This window comes from Mycobacterium sp. E2733, assembly GCF_001667585.1.
Lineage (GTDB): Bacteria > Actinomycetota > Actinomycetes > Mycobacteriales > Mycobacteriaceae > Mycobacterium.
In genome coordinates this window covers 22,927-48,325 of the sequence record NZ_LZJZ01000006.1, presented here as the reverse complement: position 1 = coordinate 48,325, position 25,399 = coordinate 22,927, and the positions used below count along the sequence as shown (strand labels likewise).

The following is a 25,399-nucleotide window of genomic DNA, read 5'->3' as shown; positions in this document are numbered from 1 at the left end:
GGTTACCGGAAGGCGTCGCTACCGGTGAACGCCTGGCCCAGCACGAGCTGGTGCATTTCGGGCGTGCCCTCGTAGGTCAGCACCGACTCCAGGTTGACCATGTGCCGGATGACCGGATACTCGAGCGATATGCCGTTGCCGCCCAGAATGGTTCGAGCGGTCCGGCAGATCTCGATGGCTTCCCGGGTGTTGTTCAGCTTGCCGAAGCTGACCTGCTCGGGACGCAGGCCGACGCTGTCCTTGAGGCGGCCCAGGTGCAGCGACAGCAGCTGCCCCTTGTGCAGCTCGACCGCCATGTCGACGAGCTTCGCCTGGGTCAACTGGAATCCGGCGATCGGGCGGCCGAATTGCGTGCGCTGCCTGGCATAGTCGAGCGCGGCCTGCCAGGCCGACCGCGCCGCGCCCATCGAACCCCAGATGATCCCGTAGCGCGCCTCGGACAAACAGGACAGCGGCCCCCGCAGGCCTTTCGCCTCGGGCAGCATGGCGTCGGCGGGCAGCCGCACGTCGTCGAGCACCAGCTCGCTGGTGATCGAGGCCCGCAGTGAGAGCTTGTGGTGAATTGTGTTGGCGGAGAAGCCCGGCGTCTTGGTCGGGACGATGAAACCGCGAATGCCGTCGTCGGTGGCGGCCCACACGATCGCGACGTCGGCGACCGAGCCGTTGGTGATCCAGAGCTTGCGGCCGTCGAGCACCCAGTCCGAACCGTCGCGCCGCGCACGGGTTTTCATCGCGGCCGGATCCGACCCCACATCGGGTTCGGTCAGCCCGAAACACCCCAGCAGTTCGCCCGACGCCATCGCGGGCAGCCACTGCTGCTTCTGCTCCTCGGAGCCGAAATTCCAGATCGCGAACATCGCCAGCGATCCCTGCACGGAGACCATCGACCGCAAGCCGGAGTCGGCGGCCTCCAGCTCCACGCAGGCCAGGCCGTAGTGCACGGCGGAGGCACCGCCGCACCCGTAGCCCTCCAGGTGCATGCCCAGCAGGCCGAGCTGGCCGAATCCTTTGGCGAGTTCGCGCACGGGCAGGTCGCCGATCTCGAACCACTCCGAGACGTAGGGCAGGACATGTTCGGCGCAGAACTCTCTGACGGTGTCGCGCACCGCGCGCTCGTCGTCGGACAGGGAGGCGTCCAGGCCCAAGGGGTCGTACCGGTCGAAGGCGGGAGGTTTGTGGGTGCTCATGGGTCTCAGCCTGCCACTAACCGGCCGCTAACCAGCCATCGTCAGGCCGCCGCTGACGCTGATCACCTGCCCGGTGATGAACGACGCGGCGGGCGACGCGAAGAACAGCACGGGCGCGGCAACCTCCTCGGGTCGCGCCAGGCGGCGAAACGGGATGGCCTTGACCAGCGCCTCTTTCAGCTTCTCGGGCTGGGCGTGGAACAGCGGCGTGTCGGTGGGGCCCGGGCACACGCAGTTCACGGTGATCTGGTGGCGGGCCATCTCGCGGGCCAACGACTTGGTCAACGCGATGACCCCGCCCTTGGCGCCGGCGTAGATCGATTCCCCCGCGCTCCCGACGCGGCCGGCGTCACTGGCCAGGTTGACGACGCGCCCGCCGGCGTGCGTCTCGATCATTCCGGGCAGGAACGCGCTGCAGACGTGCACCGGCCCCAGGTAGTTGATCGCGACCACCTTGGCCGCGAATTCCGGTGTCGCATTGAGGAATTGGTCGGTGCGATCCCAACCCGCGGCATTGACGACGATGTCGGGCACACCGGCTTCGGCGTGTGTCGCGTCCCGCAGGGCGTCGACCTGGGCCGGGTCGGCGACGTCCACCGGAAGCGCGGTGATCAGCCCGGGGTGCTCCTTGGCGGTGGCCGCGGCGCCGGCGTAGTCGAGGTCGGCGGCGATCACCCGGGCGCCCTGCGCGGCGAACGCCAACGCGATCGCCCTGCCGATGCCCGAACCGGCCCCGGTCACGACGGCCAGGCGCCGCTCTGAATGTGGATTCATTGTTGACGAATTTAGGTTCAGCTCGGCGACGGGGTCAAGGCCGGCGGCGTGCCCGGTACTCTCGCTGCATGCGACGGCTCCTGTGGCTGGTCATGGACGTCATCGGTGTGCTGGTGTTCTGCGCGGCCGGGCGTCGCAGCCACGACGAAGGGCTCGACATCGCCGGCGTCGCGTCGACCGCGTGGCCGTTTCTCACCGGAACCGTCGCGGGCTGGCTGGCATCCCGCGCCTGGCGGCGCCCCACCGCGGTGGTGCCGACCGGGGTGGTCGTCTGGCTGTGCACCGTCGTCGTCGGCATGGTGTTGCGCAAGGCCGGCTCCGCGGGCGTGGCGGCGAGTTTCGTGGTGGTCGCGGCGTCGGTCACCGCCTTGTTGTTGCTCGGCTGGCGGGCGGTCGTCGGGCTGACCGTGCGGCGCCGGTCCGGCGTGTAGAGCCATGGCGGCGACGACGGGCGTGGCGGTCACCGCGGCATTCGGGGCCGCCGCGCGGGCCGTCGCCACCAACAGGGGGATGCTGGACGATCCGTTCGCCGAACCGTTGGTGCGCGCCGCCGGGGTCGACCACTTCGTGCGGCTGATAGACGACGACCGGTTCGGCGCGGACGACGCCGACGGTCCGCGGTTCCTCGACGCCTGCGCGGCGCACACCCGGTTCGTCGACCAGTTCGTCGCCGACGCCGGGAGGGCGGGCCTCCGCCAGGTGGTGATCCTGGCGTCGGGTCTGGACACCCGGCCCTACCGGCTGTGGTGGCCGCCGGGGACAACCGTTTACGAGATCGACCGGCCCGAGGTGCTCGACTTCAAAGCCGAAGCGCTGCGCGGGCTGGGCGCCGAACTGACGGCGAGCCGGCGCGCCGTCGGCGTCGCGCTGCACCAGGATTGGCCGGCCGCCCTGCGGCGGGTCGGCTTCGACGCCACCGCGCTCACGGTGTGGATCGCCGAGCAGCTGCTGATCGGGTATCTCACCCCTTTAGTGCAGGACCGCCTGCTGCAGGGCGTCACCGCGATGAGCGCCGCCGGCAGCCGGTTCGCCGCCGACCATATGCCCATTTGGACACCGTTGCAGCTGGAGGCGGAGCGGTCGTTTGTCGACGGCTTGCGCCAGAACGGGGTGGACGTCGACCTGGCCAGCCTGACCCATGCGGGGCAATACCATTACGTCCCCGAGTATTTGACCGCCCGCGGCTGGGAGACGATGCAGCGCAAAGTCACCGAGCTGCTGGCAGGGGTGGGACTGCCGACGAGGCGGCGCCGCCGCGCCAGCGACACCGAGTTCCTCCCCGAATACCTCACCGCCACGCGGCCGTGACCATAGGTCCCCCCTCTTAAGTCGTTTAACGGTTAATTAACTTAAATTAGTTCGTCGGATCCTTGAACTTGATGCGCCCTAACGTCGTACCCGCTTTATGGGCCGCGATGGAAGGGGACGCCATGCAGATCCACCGAGCCGTCCGCATCGCGTCCGTGCGGCGCCGCGAGTAGCTAACCCACACCGGGGGGCCAGACCCAGACCGATCGGGGGGATCGACAGCCATGAGCCCGGAGGACGCACATGCTATCGCGACTGGCCCTGATCGCCATCGCCGCTCCGCGACGAGTGATCGCAAGCGCGATGTTCCTGGCGGTCGTAGCCGCCGTCTTCGGCATCCCGGCCGCGGCGACTCTGCCCGGCGGCGGGTTCCTGGACCAGACGGCCGAATCCGCCCGTGCGACAGCGATTCTGGCCGAGAAGTTCCATCAGGGTGACATGGAGATGACGCTGCTCGTCCGATCGCAAAGCGGCGTCAGCCAGGGTCCCGCCCGGACGGTGGGCGTGGACATCGTCCGGCAGCTGGCCCAGTCGCCGTTCGTCGCGCAGGTGGCGTCACCGTGGGATGCGCCGCAGCCGGGATTGGTCAGCCGCGACGGGAAGTCCGCGCTGATCGTGGCCGCCCTCAACGGCGGGGAGACCAGCGCGCCCAAGCTCGCGTTGGAGCTCGCGGACCGGCTGACGCGCGACCGCGACGGCGTGACCGTGCAGGCCGGAGGCATGGCCATCATCTACGAAGAGCTCAACCGGCAGACCCAAAATGACCTGCTGCGAATGGAATTCGTCGCCATCCCGTTGAGTTTCGCTGCGCTGGTATGGGTCTTCGGTGGCTTGCTGGCCGCCGCACTGCCGATTCTCGTCGGCGGCCTCGCAATCCTGGGCTCACTGGCGGTGTTGCGTGCGGTCGCGCTGGTCGCGGACGTATCCATCTTCGCGGTGAACGTGGCGGTGGCGCTGGCTCTGGCGCTGGGCATCGACTACACGCTGCTGATCATCAGCCGTTATCGCGACGAACTGGCCGACGGACTGCCCCCCGCCGAAGCCCTTCCGCGCACGATGGCCACGGCCGGACGCACCGTGCTGTTCTCCGCCCTGACCGTGGCCCTCGCACTGGCCGCATTGGTGATATTTCCGATGTACTTCCTGAGGTCCTTCGCCTACGCCGGCGTCGCGGTGGTGGCTTTCGCGGCCCTGGCCGCAATGGTGGTCGCGCCCGCGGTGATCGTGTTATTGGGCGACCGGCTTGACACACTCAACGTTTGGGACTTGGGACGCAGGGTCTTTCGCCGCCCCCAATCACCGCCGGCGACCATTGAGCAGACCTTTTGGTACCGGACGGCCAAGCTGGCCATGCGTCACGCGATCCCGATCGGCTTGGCGATCGTCGCCCTCCTGCTGGCTTTGGGCGCACCATTCCTCGGCATCAAATGGGGGTATCCCGACGATCGGGTGCTCCCGGCGGCATCGTCGGCGCGCGCCGTCAGCGACCGGATCCGGCACGACTTCGGCCCCGATTCCGGGACCGGGGTGCGGGTCGTCATCCCGCGTGCGGAGGGTCTGACAACGCTGGATCTTGACGAGTACGCCGCCCGGCTGTCGCGCGTACCCGACGTATCGGCGGTGTCCGCACCGACCGGAACCTTCATCGCCGGTGACCGGAAAGGACCACCGACTCCGGCCGCCGGAATGGCAGGCGGCAGCGCCTATCTGACGGTGGCCAGCAGCGCGCCGTTGTATTCGGCGGCGTCGGGCGCGCAGTTGGACCGCTTGCATGCGGTTCCGGTGCCCGGGGGCCGCCAGGTCGAGCTGGCCGGGTTGGCCCAGATGAATCGCGACTCCGTCAAAGCGATCACGTCGCGATTGCCATTGCTGTTCGGTTTCGTCGCTTGCGTCATGATGGTGTTGCTTTTCCTGCTCACCGGCAGCGTGGTGCTGCCCGTCAAGGCGGTGCTGCTCAACATGCTGTCGTTGACGGCGGGATTCGGCGCATTGGTGTGGATCTTCCAGGACGGGCATCTGGGTGCATTGGGCACCACCCCGACCGGCACGCTGGTGGCCAATATCCCGGTGTTGATGTTCTGCATCGCGTTCGGATTGTCCATGGACTATGAGGTTTTCCTGTTGTCCCGCATCCGCGAGTACTGGCTGGCCTCGGACCGCACGTGTGCCGACAACGACGAGAGCATCGCGTCGGGCGTCGCGCGAACGGGCCGGATCATCACGGCGGCAGCGCTGTTGATGTCGATCTCGTTCGCCGCCCTGACTTCCGCGGAGGTCTCCTTCATGCGGATGTTCGGTGTGGGTCTGACCCTTGCCGTCTTGGTCGACGCAACGCTGGTGCGGGTGCTGCTCGTCCCGGCTTTCATGCACGTGTTCGGCGGCCTGAACTGGTGGGCGCCCGCACCGCTGGCACGGCTTCGCCGACGGGGGGATGCCCGAATGGAATGTGTCGCGGTCAGAGGCGTTGGATGATCACGTGGTGCACCAATCAAGCCCCAGTCACCGGCTGCGGTTCGTGACGGCCACCCACGACGAACCGCTCGCGCAGCCCCTGCTGGCCGAGCTGGCCGACGAGTACGCGCAGCGCTACGGCGGCACGCCCAGCACGCACCTGTCCTGGTTGCCGGTGCCGGAGGCCGAGTTGGCCCCGCCGGACGGCGGATTGCTGATCGGAGTGCTGGATGGCGTGCCGGTCACCGGCGGGGCGTTCCGGCGTTACGACGCCCAGACCGCCGAGCTCAAGCGGATCTGGACCGACCGTGCCCATCGGCGCCGCGGGTACGCGAGTGTCCTGTTGGCGGCGCTCGAGGCGGAGACCGCCGCGCGCGGGTACCGGCGGCTCTACCTGATCACCGGCAACCGGCAACCCGAGGCCGAGGCGCTGTACGACGCGACCGGGTACACGCGGGTTCCCGCCGACCCGTTGCCGTCCTGGGGGCCGTTCGTCCCGATCGCGTTCGAGAAGTGGCTGGTTCCCGACGGTCGGTGAGGTCGCCGTGCGCATCCCGCCCTGGATTCGATTTTCGATATCGGATGTGATATGCATCTTCGCGATCGGTGTTATTGGGCGCGCGGCTAATTGCACGGACCGTATTCGGTCAATGCGTTCTCGTCACATTTCCCGGCCTGATCGCGTGCGCCGCCATATCGACCGGACTTGGTGCGCGTGACCTGCAGGAATGACGCAGACACAGCGAATCGGGCCCGCCGGAAAAGCGGGGCGTAGGTCCGTCCGATCAAGGCCCTTCGGCTCTACGCGCCACGCCGTGTTCCGGGCGACTCTTGTTGAGAAAGAAGATCGGAGGTCAAGCCGTGTGGGCTATTGATGGCTTGCAAGAGCGGCTGCGGACGCCGATGTTGATTACCGCCATACGGGACATGCAATGGCGGCAGCGACGCTTCATCATCGCGGCCGTCGGCACCGGAATGGTGTTCGCGATGACGCTCATCATCACCGGGCTGATGATCGGGACTCGGGTCGAGGCCCAGCGCCTGGCCGACTCGATCGGCATCGACCACTACCTCATCAAGGCGGGCGCGGTCGGACCCTTCATCGGTTCATCGAGGTTCCCGGAGGCCGAATTGCGGGACGTCGCCAAGCTTCCGGGCGTCGAATCGGCGATCCCGGTGGTCTACGGCAACACGATCCTGCAAGACCGGCGCCTGCCGGAAAACCTGAACGTGTACGGCCTGCCCGAGCAGGAGATGCCACCGATCGTGGCGGGGCGGGCACCGTCGAATCCCGACGAGGTCGCCATGTCGACCACGCTGAAGCGATCCATCGGCGACAACGTCGAGGTGGGATCGCAAACGTTGCGGATCGTCGGGCTGGTCAACAAGTCCACCACGCTCGCGGGCCAGCCCAACGCGTTCGTCACCGTCGCCACGGCACAGCGGTTGATGTTTTCCGCGCAGCACGTGATTTCGGCCATCGGTCTGCGCGGCGTGCCCACGCAAGTGCCCGCCGGCTATCGCGTCGTCGACCGCAGCGCCGCGGTCGATGACATGATTCGCCCGCTGCATATGGCGCGGCTGGCGATGTCGTACCTGGTGATCCTGTTGTGGGCAGTGGCCGCGTCGATCGTGGGGTCGCTGATCTACCTGTCCGCGCTGGAACGCACCCGCGACTTCGCCGTGTTCAAAGCGCTCGGTGTCGCCACTCAGTCGGTGCTCGCCGGGCTCATGCTTCAGGCCGTGCTCGTCGCGTTGGTCGCGGCGATGCTGGGTGGGCTGCTGGCCGTGCTGCTCGGCCCGCTGTTCCCGATGCTCGTGGTGGTGACCCCCTCGGCCTTCCTGTCGTTGGTGGGGACCGCGGTGGGTGTCGGCCTGTTGGCGAGCCTGGCGGGATTGCGGCGCGCGGTGGCGATCGACCCGGTCATGGCGTTTGGGGCCGGATAGTCATGGGTGATCTGCGCATCAAGGATCTCGTCGTCGAATACTCCAACGGTGGCGAGCCGAACCGCGTCATCGACGGTCTGAATCTGGAGGTTGCGGCGGGTTCGCTGGTGATCCTGTTGGGCCCGAGCGGGTGCGGGAAGACCACGTTGCTGTCGTGCATCGGCGGCATCCTCAGCCCCACCAGCGGGCGCGTCCAGGTCGGTGACACGGACGTCACGGCGCTGGAAGGTCGCAGGCTGACCACCTACCGGCGCAACACCGTGGGCATCGTGTTTCAATCGTTCAACCTGGTCGCAAGCCTCTCCGCGGTGGAGAACGTTGCGGTGCCACTCTGGGCGGCGGGCTGGTCGCGGCGGGCGGCGCGCCACCGCGCCAAGGAATTGCTGGCCCGCGCCGGGCTCCAGGACCGCATGACACACCGGCCCAATGACCTCAGCGGCGGCGAGCGCGAACGGGTGGCGGTGGCCCGCGCGATCGCGTTGGACCCACCGCTGATCTTGGCCGACGAACCCACGGCCCACCTCGACTATGCCCGCGCGGAGGGCGTGTTGCGGCTGCTGAGGGAGTTGGCCAGCGGTGACCGCATCGTCGTGGTCGCCACCCATGACACCCGGATCCTGCCGTTCGCCGACCGCGTGGTCAGGCTGATGCCGGATGTCCCGACGATCGACTCCGAGCCCGAAACGCGGCGTCTGGCAGGCGGTTCGGTGTTGTTCGAGCAGGGCAGCATGGGGGACTTGATCTACGTCGTCACCGACGGCGAACTGGAAGTCGTGCGCGAATCGGGGGACGGGGCCGAGGAACTGGTCAAGGTCGCCACCCCCGGCGAGTACGTCGGGGAGCTCGGGCCGTTGTTCCGGATGGCCCGCTCGGCGACGGTACGCGCACGCACCGACGCGGCCGTCACCGGCTACACCGTGGAGCAGTTCCGCATACTACTCGAGGCTTACACCGAGGGCATCCTGGCGCGATCCAAACCCGCTCTGGGGCAAGGGAATACCAACCACAACCACTCACTCCTTGATGGAGCAACGCACACGTCACGGTTCGGCGAAGAGGTAGCCGCTCCGGGGCCGACAGAGGGAACGAGATGAGCACCGCCGACAGGCAGCACGCCGAGCACGCAGACGACCACGCAGGATCATTTTGGGAGACAACGGGTGATGCGTCGTTGCTGATGGCACCGACGCTGGTCGGGCAGCTGCGGCACAGGGCGGACCGCTACGGGGACAAGGTTGCTTTCACCTACTCTCGCGACGGTGAGGAGACCGAAGTCACCCAGCTGACCTATCGCGAGCTGGATAGCAGGGCGAAGCGAATCGCAGCCAACCTGCAGCGGCACGGCGCCGCCGGCGAGCGCGTCCTGGTCCTGTGCCCGCCGGGTCTGGATTTCATCGCGGGCCTGTTCGGTTGCCTCTACGCCGGGGCGATCGCCGTGCCGGTGCATCCGCCGGCGCGCGAGCACCTGGTCCCGCGCGTCGCCTCGATCGTCGCGGATGCCAAACCGCGCTTCGCCCTGTCGAACTCAGAGATGCAAGCGCGGATCAAGGCCACGGTGGACGGTCTGGTCAAGGGGCATCCGTTGCGGTGGTTCGTCACCGACACGGGCGGCGACGAGGCGCGGTGGGTTGCACCCGACATCGACGCCGACACCATCGCGATGATCCAGTACACCTCGGGCTCCACGGCCGCACCGAAAGGTGTTGTGCTGTCGCACGGCAACCTCGTCCACAACCTGGAGACCATCCGCCAGTCGTGGAAGTCGGGATTCGACCGCGAGGCGAACGGTGTGTTCTGGCTGCCGCCCTACCACGACATGGGTCTCATCGGCGGCGTCCTCGAAACGATCTATGTCGGCGGTACTTCCGTCCTCATGCCGCCGAACGCGTTCATCAAGCGCCCGATGCGGTGGTTGGAGGCGATATCCCGGCACCGCGCCATGATCACCGCCGCCCCCAACTTCGCCTACGACCTGTGCATCGAACTCAGCACCCCCGAGGAGCGTGCCGCGCTCGATCTGTCCAACTGGTCGACGGCCATGTGCGGTGCCGAGCCTGTGCGTCCCTCGACCATGCAGGGCTTCGCCGAAGCATTCGCCCCGGCGGGTTTTCGGCCTGAGGCGTTCGCGCCGGTCTATGGCCTGGCGGAGGCGACGCTGCTGGTGTCCGGCGGGTCAGACTCCCCGGTCCCGGTGGTTTTGCACATAGATCGCGCGGCGCTGGGTGAACGCCGGGTCGCCGAGGTCGCGACGGAAGACCCGAGCGCATTGACGTTGGTCGGTTGCGGCCGGCCACCGGGCGGCCAGGAGGTCATCATCGTTGATCCCGAGACCCGGCGGCCCTGCGGGGCTGACGAGGTCGGCGAGATCTGGGTCGCCGGGCCGAGCGTGGCGCAGGGTTACTGGGGGAAGCCCGAAGAGACGGAAGAGGCGTTGCGCGCGCATCTTTCGGACAGCGGCCGGGGCCCGTTCCTTCGCACCGGGGACCTCGGGTTCTTTCGCTCCGGTGAGTTGTTCGTGACGGGGCGCGTCAAGGATCTCATCATCATTCGCGGCACCAACCATTATCCGGAGGACATCGAGCTCACCGTGCAGGCCTGTCACCCCGCACTGATGCGCGGCCGGGGCGCGGTCTTTTCGGTGGCGGCCGGACCGGACGCCCCCGAACGGGTTGTGGTCGTGCAGGAGGTGAGCGGCTATCAGCTCGGCGACGCCGACCTCAACCAGATCGTCGACACCATCCGGACCGCGATCACCGAACACCACGAGATCCAGGCCGACGCCGTTGTTCTGGTGGATCCGTTGCGAATTCCCACCACGTCCAGCGGCAAGATCCAGCGGTCCGCCTGCCGCCAGCAGTTCCTCGACGGCCAGTTCGAGCCGGTCGCCGAATGGCGCGCACCGCTGCCCGACATCCAGCCCGCGGCCGCCGCGCCGGAACACGCCGGGCGCACCGTGGCGGAGATCCAGGAATGGTTGATCGCCCAGCTCGCTCGCGAACTCGGTATTCCCGCAACGGATATCGACCCGTCCAAGCCGTTCGCCTTCTACGGCCTCGATTCGGTTCGCGCCGTCCGGCTGACCGGTGCTCTGGAAGCCTGGTTAGGGTGCGAACTTTCGCCCACCCTCGCCTACGAACACCCGACGATCGAGTTGCTCTCCCGCCATCTGGGCGGCAAGGGCACCGCGGTCGACCGCACCGCCGCACCGGCCGGTGACAGCGGCCCGCCCGCCGCGGACGAGCCGATCGCCATCATCGGCATCGGGTGCCGTTTTCCGGGCGCCGACGGGCCGGCCGCCTTCTGGCGCGAGCTGGCCGACGGCGTGGAAGCGATCAGCGAGGTCCCGCCGGACCGCTGGGACGCCGACGCCTTCTACAACCCCGATCCGTCCGTGCCGGGCACCTCGGTCACTCGACGGGCCGGTTTCCTGCCCGAGGTCGACGAGTTCGACTTCGGATTCTTCGGCATCTCGCCGAGGGAATCGGCGCAGATGGACCCGCAGCAGCGGCTGATCCTCGAGGTGGCTTGGGAGGCATTGGAAGACGCGGGGCAGGTGCCGGAGCGGCTCGCCGGCAGTGACACCGGCGTGTTCGTCGGCATCGCGACCACCGACTACGCGAACCTCCGCGGCAACCAGATGCAGCTTGTCGACGCCTACACGGGCACCGGAAACGCGTTGAGCATCGCCGCCAATCGGCTCTCCTACTTCTACGACTTCCACGGGCCGAGCATGGCGATCGACACCGCCTGCTCGTCGTCGCTGGTTGCGGTCCACCTCGCTTGCCGCAGCCTGCGTGACGGCGAGTGCTCGGTCGCGCTGGCCGGAGGGGTGAACGTCATCCTGTCGCCGGCGCTGATGATCAACTTCAGCAAGTCCAAGGTGATGGCGCCCGACGGCCGGTGCAAGACCTTCGATGCGGGCGCGGACGGGTACGTGCGGGGTGAGGGCGCCGGAATGGTCGTCCTGAAACCGCTCAGCCGGGCGCTGGCCGACAACGACCCGATCTACGCGGTGATCCGCGGCACCGCCATCAACCAGGACGGCCGCACCAACGGGCTGATCGCACCCAACCGGCAAGCGCAGGAAGCCGTGGTGGCCGCGGCCTACCGCCGCGCCGGTATATCTCCGGGCACCGCCCAATACGTCGAGGCGCACGGCACCGGAACGTTCCTGGGCGACGCGATGGAGGCGAACGCGCTCGGCACCGTGCTGGCGGACGGCCGTCCGCCGGGCAGCAAGTGCCTGGTCGGCTCGGTCAAGACCAACATCGGGCACCTGGAGGCGGCGGCCGGGGTCGCCGGGCTGATCAAGGTGGCATTGGCGTTGCAGCACAAGCAGATTCCGCCGAGCTTGAACTTCGCCGAGCCCAACCCGGAGATCCCCTTCGACAGCCTGCCGGTGCGGGTGGCGCAAACGCTGACCCCGTGGCCGAAAAACGGCGGTCGCGCGGTCGCAAGCATCAGCTCTTTCGGCATGGGTGGCACCAACGCGCACGCCGTGCTGACCGAGGCCCCGCAGGCCCGGGTCGCCACGGCCGAACGCGGCACGGCACCCGATCGGGCCGAGTTGCTGCCGATTTCCGCGCGGTCGCCCGAGGCCCTGGTCGCCCTGGCCGAACGGTACGAGTCGGCGCTGGCGTCCGGTGTGGCGCTCGCCGACCTCTGCTATACGGCCGCGGCCCGTCGCGGCCACTACGAGCATCGGTTGTCCGTCGTCGCCGACTCACCCGCCGCGATGTCGGAGGCCCTCGACGCCTACCGGCACGGGCAGTCACGGCAGGCGTTCTCGGTCGGGCAATGCCGTCCGGGCCAGCGACCCAGGGTGGTCTTCGCCTTTCCCGGCCAGGGCTCACAGTGGCACGGCATGGGGCGGCGACTGCAGGCCGAGGAGCCGGTGTTCCGCGACGCCCTGGCGGCGTGCGACCGCGCGCTCAAGCCCCACCTCGGGCATTCGGTCATCAAGCTGCTGGCCCAGGACGAGGAACTCACCGACATCAGCCTGATCCAACCCGCGATCTTCGCCATGCAAGTCGCGCTGGCCGCCCTGTGGCGCTCCTGGGGGGTCGAGCCCACCGCGGTGGTGGGGCACAGTATGGGTGAGGTTGCGGCGGCCCACATCGCCGGTGCGCTGAGCCTCGAGGACGCCGCACGGGTGATCCGCTTCCGCGCCCTGATGCTCCGAACGGTGCGCGGCCGCGGAACCATGATGGCGGCAGAGCTCAGCCCCGCCGAAGCGCAGGAGCTCATCGCCGGCCAGGAAAGCAAGGTCTCGATCGCCGCCAGCAACAGCTACCGGTCGACCGTATTGTCCGGCGATCAAAAGGTTTTGGCCAAGCTGATGGGCGTGCTGCAGCAGCGCGACCGGTTCTGCCGATGGGTCGACGTCGACGTGGCCGCCCACAGCCCGCAGATGGACCCGCTGGTTCCCGCTCTGCGCGGCGGGCTCGTCGGACTGCGGCCGACCGCACCGGCGATACCCATCTACTCCACCGTGACCGGCGACCTGCTCACCGACCGACTCGCCGACCCCGACTACTGGGCGGAGAACCTCCGCTCGCCCGTGCACTTCTCGCCCGCACTGCGCCGGCTGCTGGAGGGCGGTCATGACGCCGTCGTCGAGATCAGCCCGCACCCCGTCCTGCTGAACTCCATCCGGGAGGACGCCCAGGACTTGGGGCGGAGTTGCGCCGCCCTGGCGTCGATGCGGCGTGACGACGGCGGGCGGGCGACCGCGCTGGCGTCGCTCGGCACCCTCTACACACTCGGTCAGCCAGTCACGTGGGAGGCGCTGTACCCCCCGGGCAGCCACTACGTGACCGCACCCACGTATCCGTGGCAGCGCGTGCACTCCTGGTTGGACGTCGGCGCCATCACCCCGAACGGCACCGGCCCGCTGCCGCAGGACACCGGCGCGACGGAGGCCGCGGGCCTACGCGACCGGATGTATCAGCTGCGCTGGCAGCCGGCACCCGGTCCCGCGGACCGGGACGGGTCGAGCCGGCCGGACGAGGCCGGCAGTTGGCTCATCTTGAGCGACGGGGCGGTCACCGCGGACACCCTCCGGAAGCAGCTCGAATCCCATGCCCAGCGGTGCGTGCTCGTCGAGCCGGCGCCGAACGGCGACTTCGAGCGTCTCACCGCCGACAGTTACCGCCTTGACCCGACGCGGCCCGAGCACTTCAAACAGCTGCTGGAAGACGCCTTCACCGACGACCGGCCGCCGTGCCGCGGGGTGGTGCACCTGTGGGACCTGCTGGCCGCACCGCCGGCCGAGACCTCGCTCGAATCGCTGGATTCCGCAGCCACTTTGGGCCCGGTGAGCGTCGTCCATCTGGTGCAGGCGCTGGCGCGGGCCGGTTGGTCGGCGACGCCGCGGCTGTGGCTGGTGACGCGCGGAACGCAGGTGACCGACACCTCGCAGACCACCTCACCCGACGTCCAGCCCGTGTCGATCGCGCAGGCACCGGTGTGGGGGATGGCCCGGACGATCGACCATGAGCAACCGGAACTGCGCTGCACCTGTGTCGACCTGTCCGCCGATGGCGGCCCGGAAGAGGCCGAATCCCTGTTCCGGGAGGTGTGGGCCGACGAGCGCGACGGCGATGTGGCACTCCGGGGCGACCGCCGCTATGTCGAGCGACTTACCCGCTACGACGGGCCGGAACCCACCCAAACCGCGTCCTTCAAGGAAGACGCCACCTACCTCGTCACCGGCGGGCTCGGCGCGCTGGGCCTCGTGGTGGCCGGGTGGCTGGCCGAGCACGGCGCCCGGCACCTGGTCCTGATGGGACGTGGCGGCGCCTCGGCCGAGGCGCAGGAGAAGCTGGACGCCCTGCGCGCGGCCGGCACCGAGGTGACCATCGCCAAGGGCGACGTCGCCAAGGCCGACGACGTTGCGGCCATGCTGGAATCGATCGCCGAGTCGATGCCGCCGCTGCGTGGGGTCGTGCATGCGGCCGGGATCGCCGACGACGCCATCCTGCTATGCCTCGACGAAGCGAAACTGCGCAAGGTCATGGCGCCCAAGGTCCAGGGCGCCTGGAACCTGCACGCGCTGACCAAAGACGCCGACCTGGATCTCTTCGTGCTGTTCTCGTCGGCTTCGTCCCTGCTGGGCCCGCCCGGGTCCGCGAACTACGCGGCGGCGAACGCCTTCCTGGACGCGCTGGCGTGGCACCGGCGTGCCGAAGGCCGGCCGGCGTTGAGCGTCAACTGGGGGCCATGGGCGGAGCTCGGTTTCTTCACTCGGCCAGAGTTGCAAAGCTACTTCGCCCAATACGGCGTCGAGGCCATGTCCGCGGCCGACAGCCTCCGGGCGCTGTCGTCGTTGCTGGAGCGGTCGGCTACGCAGGCCGTGGTTCTCGACATCGACTGGGCGGTTTGGCAGCCCGACCTGCAGCCGCCGCTGCTCGCAGACCTGGGCATCGCGCCTTCGGCTGACAAGCCGCAGGCCGAGCCCGCACCCGGGCCGGGAGCCGGACTGTACGACGCCCTGCAGGGCGCGACGCCCGAGGAGCGCCAGGGGCTGCTCGAGACGTACCTGTCCGAGCTCGCCGCCGGCAAACTCGGCCTGGCGCCGGCGAACCTGGACAGGCAAACCCCGCTGAACACCCTCGGCGTCGACTCGCTGATCACGCTGGAGCTGCGCATGCAGGTCGAACGCGACCTCGGCCTCGTCGTGCCGGTCACCCGGTTGCTGGAGGGGCCCAGCGTGGCCAGCCTCGCCGAATGGCTTCGCGAACATCTGCCGGCGGCGGCTCCCGGCGCGCCCGCAACGCCGGCGGCCGGGGCGGCGCCGCAGCAGGCCGCCCAGGAGCAATCGGCTCACCAGCACGCCGACGGCGCGCCGTCGGGCGGGATCGATTTGCTGACCCGCGTGCCGGAGCTTTCCGACGATGCCGTGGACGAACTGCTCCAGAAGGTCTTGAACGAAAGAGGCGTCGAAAGAGGCGCCGAGCTTGCCGCGAAGGACGGCGGCGATGACTGACAAACCCATCGACATCTCCGGTCTGTCGCCCGAGAAGAAACGCGCACTGCTTGCCCAGCTGCTGATGCAGAAGGCCGAGGAGTCGGCCTCGGTGCACCCCCAGTCGTACGGCCAGCGTTCGATGTGGTTCATTCACAAACTCGCGCCGGCCAGCGCGGCCTACAACGTCACGTATGCCGGGCGGATCAGGGGCGAGCTCGACGTCGCGGCGCTGGAACGCGCGGCCCAGGCGCTCGTCGACCGGCATCCCGCGCTACGGACGACGTACGCCGAGCGTGACGGGCAACCGGTCCAACTCGTTCATCCGCAGTGGCCGGTGCGCATCGCCCGGGGCCACCTCGGCCCCGGTGAGCCCGAGGTCGACGAGTGGATCCGCCGCGAGACCGACCGTCCTTTCGACCTGTACACCGGCCCGGTGCTGCGGCTGACGCTGCTCGAGCGCACACCCGAGGAACACGTGTTGCTCCTGGGTTTGCATCACATCGCCGTCGACTTCTGGTCCATCGACATCATTCTCGACGAGCTGCGCTTGCTGTATGCCGCCGAGCACGGCGCCACCCCGCCTCCGCCGCCCGCGGAAAGCTTCGTCGACTATTCCGAGCAGCAGGCCCAGATGCTGGCGGGCCCCGAGGGCGAGGACCTCTGGGCCTACTGGCGTGAAGAGCTGTCCGGCGAACTGCCGGTCCTCCAATTGCCCACCGACCGGCCGCGACCGGCCGTCCAGACCTACCCGGGCACCGTGCACCGGTTCACCGTCGACGACACGGTGACGGCCGGGATCATTCAACTGGGCCGCAAGGTGGGCGCGACGCCCTACATGACGCTGCTGGCGGCCTACGCCACGTTGCTGCACCGCTACAGCGGCCAGGGGCACCTGGTCATCGGCTCGCCTTTCGCCTGCCGCGACCGGGTCGCGCTGGAGGGCCTGGTCGGCTACCTCACCAACCCGGTGGCCCTGCGCGCCGACCTGCACGACGATCCGACGTTCATGACGCTGCTCGGCCGCGTCAAGGACACCGTGCAGGGCGCCCTCGAGCACCAGGACTATCCCTTCGCGCTGCTCGTCGAGCGGCTGCGGCCACCGCGCGACCCGAGCCGCACGCCACTGTTCGGAGTCTCGTTCGCCTGGGAACAGACGCGCCGCTTCACCGACGACCCCGGCCCGGAACACGGCGGGCTGCCGCTCGAGACACTCCACGTCGGGCAGGGCGGTGCGCCGTTCGACCTGATGATGGAGGTCGGCGAGCACGACGGAAAGCTGTCCGGCGTACTGCAGTACAACACCGACCTCTTCGACGCCGGCACCATCGAGCGGCTGGCCGGGCACTTCGCCACCCTGCTGGGCGGCATCGTCGCCGACCCCGGCCGGCCGGTCTCGCAGCTGCCGCTGCTCACCGAGGCGGAGCGCCGCCAGCAGGCCGCCTGGAATCAGACCGAGGCCGCCTATGACGGCCCGCCCTGCTTGCACGAGATGGTCGAAGCGACGGTCGCGCGCACCCCGGACGCCATCGCGGTGACGTGTGACGACCGCGATATGACCTACGCGGAACTCGACCGCCGCGCCAACGGTCTCGCGCACCGGCTGCGCCAGCTCGGCGTGGGCCCCGAGACGGTCGTGCCTGTCCTGCTGGACCGCTCCGAGGACCTGGTGGTGGCGGTGCTGGGTGTCCTCAAGGCCGGCGGCGCCTTCATGCCGCTGGACTCCGCGCAGCCCGCGCAGCGGATGGCCGCGATGCTGGCCGACGTGCCGGACGCGCCGGTCTGCGTCACCCGGGGGACCCATCTGGGCCACCTGCCGCCCGACTTCACCGGTTACCGGCTCTGCCTCGACGTGCCGCCGGCGCCGTCGGGTGAGGACGCCGCCCCCGTCTCCGGGACGGTATCGGCAAACCTCGCCTACGTCATCCACACCTCCGGTTCCACCGGTCGGCCGAAGGGAACGCTCAACACCCACGCCGGGATCCGTAACCGGCTGCTGTGGATGCAGGATGCCTACCGGCTGACCGCCGACGACCGGGTGCTGCACAAGACACCGGTGAGTTTCGACCCGTCGGTCTGGGAGCTGTTCTGGCCCCTGATCGTCGGCGCCCGGGTGGTCATCGCAAAACCCGAGGGCCACAAGGACTCCGCCTACCTGGTTCGGGCCATCGTCGAAAAAGGCGTCACCACAATGCATTTCGTGCCGTCGATGATGCGCCGCTTCCTCGCCGAGCCCGGGGTGGCAGCCTGCACCACGCTGCGGCGAGTGATCTGCAGCGGCGAGGCGCTGCCCTACGACCTGCGCGACCACTTCCTGGGCACGCTGGACGCCGAGCTTTACAACCTCTACGGGCCGACCGAGGCGGCGATTGACGTCACCGCATTTCACTGCGAGCGTGGCGAATCCGGCACGCTGGTGCCGATCGGACGACCGATCGCCAACATCCGCGCCTACATCCTGGACGCGCACCTGCAACCGGTGCCGGTGGGTGTGCCCGGCGAGCTGTACATCGGCGGCGTGGGGCTGGGCCGCGGCTACCTCAACCGGCCGGATCTGACGGCCGCCATCTTTGTCGCCGACCCGTTCGGCGGCGATGCCGCGCAGCCCGGCCAGCGGCTCTACCGCACCGGCGACCTGACCAGGTATCTGCCCGACGGCAACATCGACTACCTGGGCCGCATCGACTTCCAGGTCAAGATCCACGGCTTCCGCATCGAGCCGGGAGAGATAGAGGCCGCGCTGGCACAGCACCCCGCGGTCGCCGAGAACGCGGTGGTGATCAGAACCGACAGCCGCGGCAACCCCATCCTCGTCGCGCACGTCGTCCCGGCCGGCGGCGCCGCTCCGTCGACGGCGGAGTTGCGCCGGTTCCTGCTCGACCTGCTGCCCGCCGCCATGATGCCCGCCGTCTTCGAGGTGACGGACACGCTGCCGCTGACCTCGAGCGGAAAGGTGGACCGCAAGGCCTTGATGGCGGCCGACAGGGCATCCGGGCCGCAGGAGCCGGCGTTCGTCGCCCCGCGCACGCCCACCGAACGGCTGCTGGCCGAAATCTGGTGCGACGTCCTGGATTTGGAACGGGTCGGCGTCAACGACGACTTCTTCGCCCTCGGTGGTGCCTCGACCCAGAGTCTGGAGGTCGCGGTGCGGGCGAACGCCGCGGGCCTGCCGCTGCGCCCGGAGTCGATGTTCGTCTACGGCACGATCGCCGAACTCGCCGCCGAATACGGTCCGCTCGCCGGTGAGGCAACGGGTCACCCCGAAGCCCCCGTCGAGGCGGTCGTCACGGCGCCGGCCCCGGAGCAGCCGGTGCGGGCCACCCCCGAGGAAAAGCGAAACACCGTCATCGAGAGCATCGGCGTATACCTTCCCTCGCGAACGGTGTCGACGAAGACGGTTATGGCCGAGTGCGCCAACGAGATTCGCATACCGCTGGAACGCCTCACCGGCATCAAGAACCGACGGGTGGTCGGCGAGGACGAGTTCTCGATCGACCTTGCCAGGAAGGCGGCGGACGACTGCCTGTCGCGGTCCAGCTACCGGCGCGAGGAGATCGACCTCGTCATCGCCTGCAACATCTCCCGGCGTGACGGATTCGGGCACCGGTTCACGTTCGAGCCCAGCACCGCCACCCGGCTGCGCGACCAATGCGGCCTCGCCAATGCGCTGGCCTTCGACATCAGCAACGCGTGCGCCGGAATGTTCACCGGCATCACCGTCGCCGACGCTTTCCTGCAGACCGGGCTGATCCGGAACGCCCTGGTGGTCAGCGGCGAATACATCAGCCACCTGTGTGAGACCGCCCAGCAGGAAATCGAGGGGCCGATGGATCCGCGCATCGCGTGCCTGACCCTCGGCGACGCCGGCGCGGCGGTGGTCCTCGAGCGCGGGCCGAACAACCAGGTCGGCTTCCACGACATCGATATGGCCACCCTCAGTCGCTACAGCAAGCTGTGCATCGCGAAGGTGACCGACGGCCCGCACGGCGGTGCCATCATGTTCACCGACTCGGTCACGCAGACCGCAATCGCCGTCAAGCACGCGGTGCCTTACGTCGCTTCGGTGATGCAGCGCCACGGCTGGCGCCCGGAGACCACCGACCACCTGGTGATGCATCAGACGTCCGAGGCGTCGCTCAACGACGCGGTCGTCGCCATCAACCAGATGTTCGGGGAGGGCGCGGCCCACCGGGGCAACACGATCTACAACGTCGCGGAGCGGGGGAACACCGCCACCACGACCCACATGGTCGCGCTGAACGACTACATCCTGAGCAATCGCATCAATTCCGGTGACAACGTGGTCTTTTCGATCACCGGGTCCGGACAGACCGTCGGCGCGGCGCTGTATACGTTCGACGACCTGCCCGACCGGATGCGCCGGGGCGCCGCCGGCCAGCACGGCCCCGGCATGCCGGCCGACAGCAACCACAGAGCCGTTCCGGCGATGCCCCGCGTGCGCATCGACAGCGTCGGCCTCGCTCCGGCCGAGCAACCGGCTTCCCCCAGCTCGATCGAGCTCGCGGTTCAGGCCGCGGAGGCGTGCCTCGATGGCAGCGGCCTTGATCGTACGGCGGTGGGGCTGATCATCAATTCCGGCGTGTACCGCGACGACTTCCTCAGCGAGCCGGCAGTCGCCGCGCTCGTCGCCGGCGAACTCGACATCAACGGGGACGTGGAGTCCCCCGACGGGCCCAAGACCTTCGCCTTCGACGTCCTCAACGGCGCTGTCGGCTTCCTCAACGCCTGCCAGGTCGCCGCCGGAATGATCGGTGCGGGCAAGGCCGAACACGCGATGGTCGTCGCCTCGGAGATCGAAAACAACGGGCCCGACAGCGGCTATCCGCAGCGCGGCATCAGCCAGACGGGCTCGGCGGTCCTGCTGAGCAGGAGCGACGGCCCGGAAGGGTTCGGCCGATTCGTGTTCCAGCACCACCCCGAGTACAGCGGGGCCCTGGCCACCTACACCCAGCAGCGGGAGGACGGCCGGGCCGGGCTACAGATCGAGCGCGACCCCAACCTCGCCGCGATTTACCTGAGCTGTATTCCCGCCGCCGCCAAGGAACTTCTGGCGCTCGAGGGACTCAACCCCACCGACATCGCGGCGGTGCTCCCGCCGTATCTGTCCCCGGAGGCGCTCGACGAGCTGGCCGCCCAGCTCGGCATCCCGAGATCGAGGTTCGTCGACCTCGCCGCCGACAGCGACCCGTTCACGTCCTCCGTGCCTTACGGGCTGGAGCAAGCCCGGCGGCAGGGGCTGGCTCGGCCGGGCGACATCGCGTTGATACTCACCGCCGGCTCGGGTGTCGAGATCGGCTGCACGACCTACCGATTCTGACCCATGCTCACATTCGTCACCGGAGGAACCGGGTTCGTGGGCTCGAACCTGGTGGCCGCCTTGGTCAAACGGGGGATCGGTGTCCGGGTGCTGAGGCGACCGACGTCGTCGCTGACGGCACTGGATGGCCTGGACTTCCAGACCTGCGTCGGTGACGTGCTGGACGAGGTCGACACCCTTATGGCCGCGATGGCCGGCTGCGACTGGGTGTTCCACACGGCCGCAATCTCCGACTACTGGCGCTACCGGGGGCAAAACCGCCTCTACCGCACCAACGTTGGCGGCACCCGCAACATGTTGGCCGCGGCCCTGCGGGCGGGGGTGGGACGGTTCGTCCTCACCAGCTCGCTCGCCGCGCTCGGCGTGCCGGAACCGGGCCACCTGCTCACCGAGTCCAACACCTTCAATCTGCGTCCGCGCCAATTCCCATACGGCTACAGCAAGCACCTCGCCGAATCCGAGCTGCGCCTTGCGGTCGCCGCGGGGCTCGACGCCGTGGCCGTCAATCCGTCGGTCGTCATCGGGCCGGGCGACCTCAACCGCACGGAGAGCGCGATGTTCGTGCAGGCCGCGCGCGGCCGGCTGCGGGTCGCCGCACCCGGGGGCACCAACTTCGTCGCGGTTGGTGACGTGGTGGCGGGCCACATCGCCGCCGCGGAGCGGGGACGCGCCGGAGAGCACTACATCCTGGCCGGCGAGAACCTCAGCTTCCGTGAGGCTTTCGCAACCGTCAACGACATAGCCGGACGGTCCGGGCCGCGGGTCGTGCTTCCCGCGTGGACCATTCCGGTTGCCGCGGCCGCCGTCGGCGCGGCCCGCTTCGTGGTCGGCCCACGATTGCCCCTCGGGGGCAAACAGATGCGGCTGTCGTCCGTTGGCATCTACGCCGACGGCAGCAAGGCCCGCACCGAGTTGGGCGTGCCCTACACGCCGTTTCGGACGGCCGCCCAGAGCGCCTACGACTGGTATCTGGAAAACCACTACCTGCCGGAGCAAGCCGCAGACCCCCGGGCCCGCATACGGCGATGACACGCGCGATCGACGCGGTACCCGGCTTCACCGGCCAAATAGTCCACCCGGGAAGCGACGACTACGACTCGGCGCGGCAGGGTTTCAACGCCCTGATCGACAAGCGGCCCGCCGTTGTGCTGCGCTGCCGCTCCCGCGCGGACATCGTCGCCGCCGTCCGCTACGCCGTCGGTTCGGGAGCCGAGATCGCGGTGCGGTGCAGCGGGCACAGCGTCGCGGGACACTCCTCGACCGACGGCGGCATCCTCATCGACCTCTCCCTCATGCGCGGCGTCGTGGTCGACGCCGCGCATCGAATCGCGGTCGTCCAGCCCGGCGCGACCTGGCGCGACATCGACCGGGTCACCGCCCGCCACGGTTTGGCCTGCCCCGGCGGGGTGGTGTCCTCGACGGGGGTGGGCGGGTTCACGCTCGGTGGCGGGGTCGGCTGGTTGTCCCGCGCATACGGCTTGACCTGCGACAACTTGACCGCAGCGGAGCTCGTGCCACCCAGCGGGGAGGTGCTGTACGTCAGTGGGTCACAGAACGCGGAGATCCTGTGGGGACTGCGTGGTGGCGGCGGCAACTTCGGGGTGGTCGCACACTTCGTGCTCGACCTGCACCCGGTCGATCAGGTCATCGGGGGCATGTGGGCGTACGACGACACCGACGCCGAGGCCGTGCTGAAACACTTTCGCGCCCAGATGAACAACGCCGACGACCACCTCGCGTCCCTGGTCGACTTCGGCACCGATGAGGGCTCGGGGCGCCGCCTGGTAACGATGCTCAGCTGCTCGACGAGACCGGACGAGATCGGTCGGGCCGCCATGGGCGCGCTGGGACAGGTCCCCAGGGTGACCACCGAGCCGGTGATGGCGCTGGAACGCGAAATGGCCTATCCCACTTGGCAACAGGCCCTCGACCACACCGCCCCGTTCGGGCGGCTGAACTATTGGAAGTCGACTTTTCTGACGGAGTTATCCGACGACGCGATCCGGCGGATCGCGCTGCTCGGGCGAACTCGGCCCGCGCCGCAGACGCGCGTGCACCTGATCCGGCTCGGCGGCGTTCCGAGCCGCGTACCGCCGGAGGCGACGGCTTTCGCGGCCCGCAACTATCCCTACATCGTCCATCTGATCACCACGTGGACCGACCGCGCCGACACCGAACGGTGCAAGGCATGGACCGACGAAGCGTACGAAACGCTGCGCCCCCTCGGTCCGGCCGGCGTCTACCTCAATTTCGTCGGCGATGAAGGGCAGGCCCGCATCCGGGCCAGCTTCGGTGAAGGAACCTACCGCCGCCTCGCCAGGCTGAAGGCGCGCCTGGATCCGGACAACCGCTTGGCGGTCAACCAGAACATCGAGCCCGCAGCGGACTAGTAGTTGCGGCAGGAGTTGGCCAGTGGCACGACAATGCCGTGGAACGGGGCGGCGTCGGGGTTGTTTCCCATGTCCTGCAGCATCTGCCGGCGCTTGGACCGCGGCGCATCGACGAGATCGTGTAACCAGGCCTGCGCCTCCGGCGAGGCGTTGAATTGCGCGGCGGGACCCGGAAACTCCGCGTTCAGCGCCGCAACCACCTGCTGGTAATTGCATGGGCTGTTGACGGCCGGAGTGATATCGGGTTCGGCGGATGCGACTCCGACTCCCGCGGTCAACGGCAATGCCAGCCCGCAAATTGCGACGGCCAATTTGGCCAATGACGGTGTGGACATTTGTCCCCCCTTTTTCTGAGGCGTCGATGCCGACCCCGGCGGCATTCTCTAGTTGATCGGTTCAACTACAGCCTCACCCTGCATGCACCAATTAGCAACCGGCCAATCGGTCCAATTCGGGGGTCATTGGTCCCTTGACAACCTGGCCCGGGCCGGCCGTTGCGCCTGATACGGCCCGGGCCCGGTGCTCAGTACTTGTTGCAGATTTTCGCGACGTTCTTCATCGTTTGGAGGTACGGCTGCGCGTCGGGCATGCCCTGGATCTGGGCGGCCAATTGCCGGCGCTGATCCGGCGGCGAGTCGACGAACTGATGCAAGAAGCCCTGCGCGATCGGGGACCCGTTGAATTTCGCGGCGTCGTCCGGATATTGCGAGTTGAGCGCCGTTGTCGCCTGATCGTACGTGCAGGTCGAGTTGATGACCCGTTCCAGATCGGGATCGGGAGCGGGGCCGGGGCCGGGGGCCGGATCGGCGGACGCGATGCCGGCTCCTGCGGTGAGGATTAACGCCAGACCACCAGTCGCGACTGCCAATCTGGTGCACGAAAACGTGACCATTGTGAATAACCTTTCAAGGGGAACACATCGCGATAGATCCGGCGATGATTATGTCAGCCTAGCGTCTGTTTCGGGGTCCAGGCGCCTTCGCGGCTCTGGAGTATCTAAGAATTCAGTAGCGGTGGGATAAGGGGATTTTCGTCATCGAATCTCCGCGGATCGGATCATCTCCCGAGCGCGAAACCATCTGACCGCGTCGCGGATTGCGGGCTCGATCGGGGCCAGTACGTAGCCCAGTTCTCGCACCGCCTTGTCGCTGCGATACCGATAAAGGTCGGTGAACGCGTATCCGACGGACATCGAGTTCACAGTGGTTTCCCGACTCGTGACCAGCTCGAGGAGGTCGCCGGCCTTTCCGCCGATCCATGCGACCGGATACGGCAACCGTCGGCGCGGCGGGGTAACCCCGACCACCCGAGCCACTCGCTCAATGAAGTCCCGATACGTCAATTCGTGGCCGCCCAGGATGTAACGCTCGCCGCGTTTCCCGCGTGACCAGGCGGCGATCATGCCGCGCGCCACCTCGCGCACATCCGCGAAATTATTGTATCCCGGTGTCCAATAAGGAATTCTGCGGTTAGCGACCTCGACGATGAGACGACCGGAGCTGGGTCTGGCATCCCGCGGGCCGACCAGGTAGGTGGGGTTGACGATAACCGCATCCAACTTGTCGCAGGCCTGTTGCACGACGATCTCGCCACGCCGTTTGGTGACCGGGTAGGCTCCTGCCAGCCCAGCCTCGTCCCACCCCCATGGGGTCTGCTCGTCGGCGGGTGCGCCGTCCGGTGTGGGTCCGATCGTGTTTGCGGTGGAGGTATGCACGAGGCGCGGCGTGCCGACGGCAATCGCGGCTTCGACGACGGCTCGCGTCGCATCGACGTTGACGGCCGAGACCGCCGGAGTGATCTTTCGCCTGGTGGTAACGCATGCGGCGCAATGGAACACCGCGTCGGCGCCGGCGAATACATCGCGAAGATCAGCAACCGAGCCGAGGTTGGCGTACACCCACGTGATCGGGAGATCGGACACCAAACTCGTATCGGTGCTGGGACGCCGGGTCGCGGTCACGGTGTGCCCCTGAGCGATCAATTCGGCGGCTAGGTTGGATCCCAGCAGGCCGCTTGCCCCGGTTACCACGTCGTGCAT

Annotated in this window: 15 protein-coding genes; 10 read left to right on the top strand and 5 right to left on the bottom strand. The window is 68.4% G+C overall.

Annotated features, from left to right (window positions below; genetic code table 11):
* Positions 1–2 precede the first annotated feature (2 nt).
* Together A5678_RS00190 and A5678_RS00185 are read right to left on the bottom strand one after the other, a co-directional pair.
* Positions 3–1,187, bottom strand: coding sequence for an acyl-CoA dehydrogenase (locus A5678_RS00190; protein ID WP_068036638.1), 1,185 nt, complete (start codon positions 1,185–1,187; stop codon positions 3–5).
* 27 nt (positions 1,188–1,214) lie between these two features.
* The gene (locus A5678_RS00185; protein WP_068036637.1) at positions 1,215–1,961 is read right to left on the bottom strand and encodes an SDR family NAD(P)-dependent oxidoreductase; all 747 of its coding nucleotides are present in this window, start codon (positions 1,959–1,961) and stop codon (positions 1,215–1,217) included.
* A gap of 68 nt (positions 1,962–2,029) precedes the next feature.
* Between A5678_RS00185 and A5678_RS00180 the strand changes: the two genes are divergently transcribed.
* The 10 genes from A5678_RS00180 (at position 2,030) to A5678_RS00135 (ending at position 23,361) form a co-directional block, all read left to right on the top strand.
* Positions 2,030–2,392, top strand: a complete 363-nt coding sequence (locus A5678_RS00180) for a DUF3054 domain-containing protein (protein ID WP_197501995.1) — start codon at positions 2,030–2,032, stop codon at positions 2,390–2,392.
* A 4-nt stretch (positions 2,393–2,396) separates the two neighbouring features.
* Positions 2,397–3,269, top strand: a complete 873-nt coding sequence (locus A5678_RS00175; protein ID WP_068036636.1) for an SAM-dependent methyltransferase — start codon at positions 2,397–2,399, stop codon at positions 3,267–3,269.
* A 243-nt stretch (positions 3,270–3,512) separates the two neighbouring features.
* Positions 3,513–5,741 (top strand): MMPL family transporter, encoded by a 2,229-nt coding sequence (locus A5678_RS00170; protein WP_068036633.1) that lies wholly within the window; start codon positions 3,513–3,515, stop codon positions 5,739–5,741.
* A gap of 4 nt (positions 5,742–5,745) precedes the next feature.
* Positions 5,746–6,258 (top strand): GNAT family N-acetyltransferase, encoded by a 513-nt coding sequence (locus A5678_RS00165; protein WP_156746700.1) that lies wholly within the window; start codon positions 5,746–5,748, stop codon positions 6,256–6,258.
* A gap of 365 nt (positions 6,259–6,623) precedes the next feature.
* On the top strand, positions 6,624–7,667 hold the full coding sequence (locus A5678_RS00160) for an ABC transporter permease (protein WP_068036625.1): 1,044 nt from the start codon (positions 6,624–6,626) through the stop codon (positions 7,665–7,667).
* Between the two features lie 2 nt (positions 7,668–7,669).
* Positions 7,670–8,761: an ATP-binding cassette domain-containing protein gene (locus A5678_RS00155; RefSeq protein WP_082945315.1), complete on the top strand. Its 1,092-nt coding sequence runs from the start codon at positions 7,670–7,672 to the stop codon at positions 8,759–8,761.
* Positions 8,758–15,654 (top strand): type I polyketide synthase, encoded by a 6,897-nt coding sequence (locus A5678_RS00150; protein ID WP_231983535.1) that lies wholly within the window; start codon positions 8,758–8,760, stop codon positions 15,652–15,654. The genes A5678_RS00155 and A5678_RS00150 overlap by 4 nt, the downstream gene beginning before the upstream one ends.
* On the top strand, positions 15,647–20,971 hold the full coding sequence (locus A5678_RS00145) for a non-ribosomal peptide synthetase (protein WP_068036619.1): 5,325 nt from the start codon (positions 15,647–15,649) through the stop codon (positions 20,969–20,971). The genes A5678_RS00150 and A5678_RS00145 overlap by 8 nt, the downstream gene beginning before the upstream one ends.
* A gap of 3 nt (positions 20,972–20,974) precedes the next feature.
* A complete protein-coding gene (locus tag A5678_RS00140) occupies positions 20,975–22,000 on the top strand; it encodes an NAD-dependent epimerase/dehydratase family protein (RefSeq protein WP_068036616.1) in 1,026 nt (341 codons plus the stop codon).
* Positions 21,997–23,361 carry an FAD-binding oxidoreductase gene (locus A5678_RS00135; RefSeq protein WP_068036613.1) on the top strand — a complete coding sequence of 455 codons (1,365 nt, stop codon included), beginning with the start codon at positions 21,997–21,999 and terminating at the stop codon, positions 23,359–23,361. The genes A5678_RS00140 and A5678_RS00135 overlap by 4 nt, the downstream gene beginning before the upstream one ends.
* Here the strand turns inward: A5678_RS00135 and A5678_RS00130 are convergent.
* The 3 genes from A5678_RS00130 to A5678_RS00120 all read right to left on the bottom strand — a co-directional run bounded on the left by A5678_RS00130 (position 23,358) and on the right by A5678_RS00120 (position 25,399).
* Positions 23,358–23,696 (bottom strand): hemophore-related protein, encoded by a 339-nt coding sequence (locus A5678_RS00130; protein ID WP_068036611.1) that lies wholly within the window; start codon positions 23,694–23,696, stop codon positions 23,358–23,360. The genes A5678_RS00135 and A5678_RS00130 overlap by 4 nt on opposite strands.
* A gap of 188 nt (positions 23,697–23,884) precedes the next feature.
* A complete protein-coding gene (locus A5678_RS00125) occupies positions 23,885–24,253 on the bottom strand; it encodes a hemophore-related protein (protein WP_068036608.1) in 369 nt (122 codons plus the stop codon).
* Between the two features lie 141 nt (positions 24,254–24,394).
* Positions 24,395–25,399 (bottom strand): NAD-dependent epimerase/dehydratase family protein, encoded by a 1,005-nt coding sequence (locus A5678_RS00120; protein ID WP_068036605.1) that lies wholly within the window; start codon positions 25,397–25,399, stop codon positions 24,395–24,397.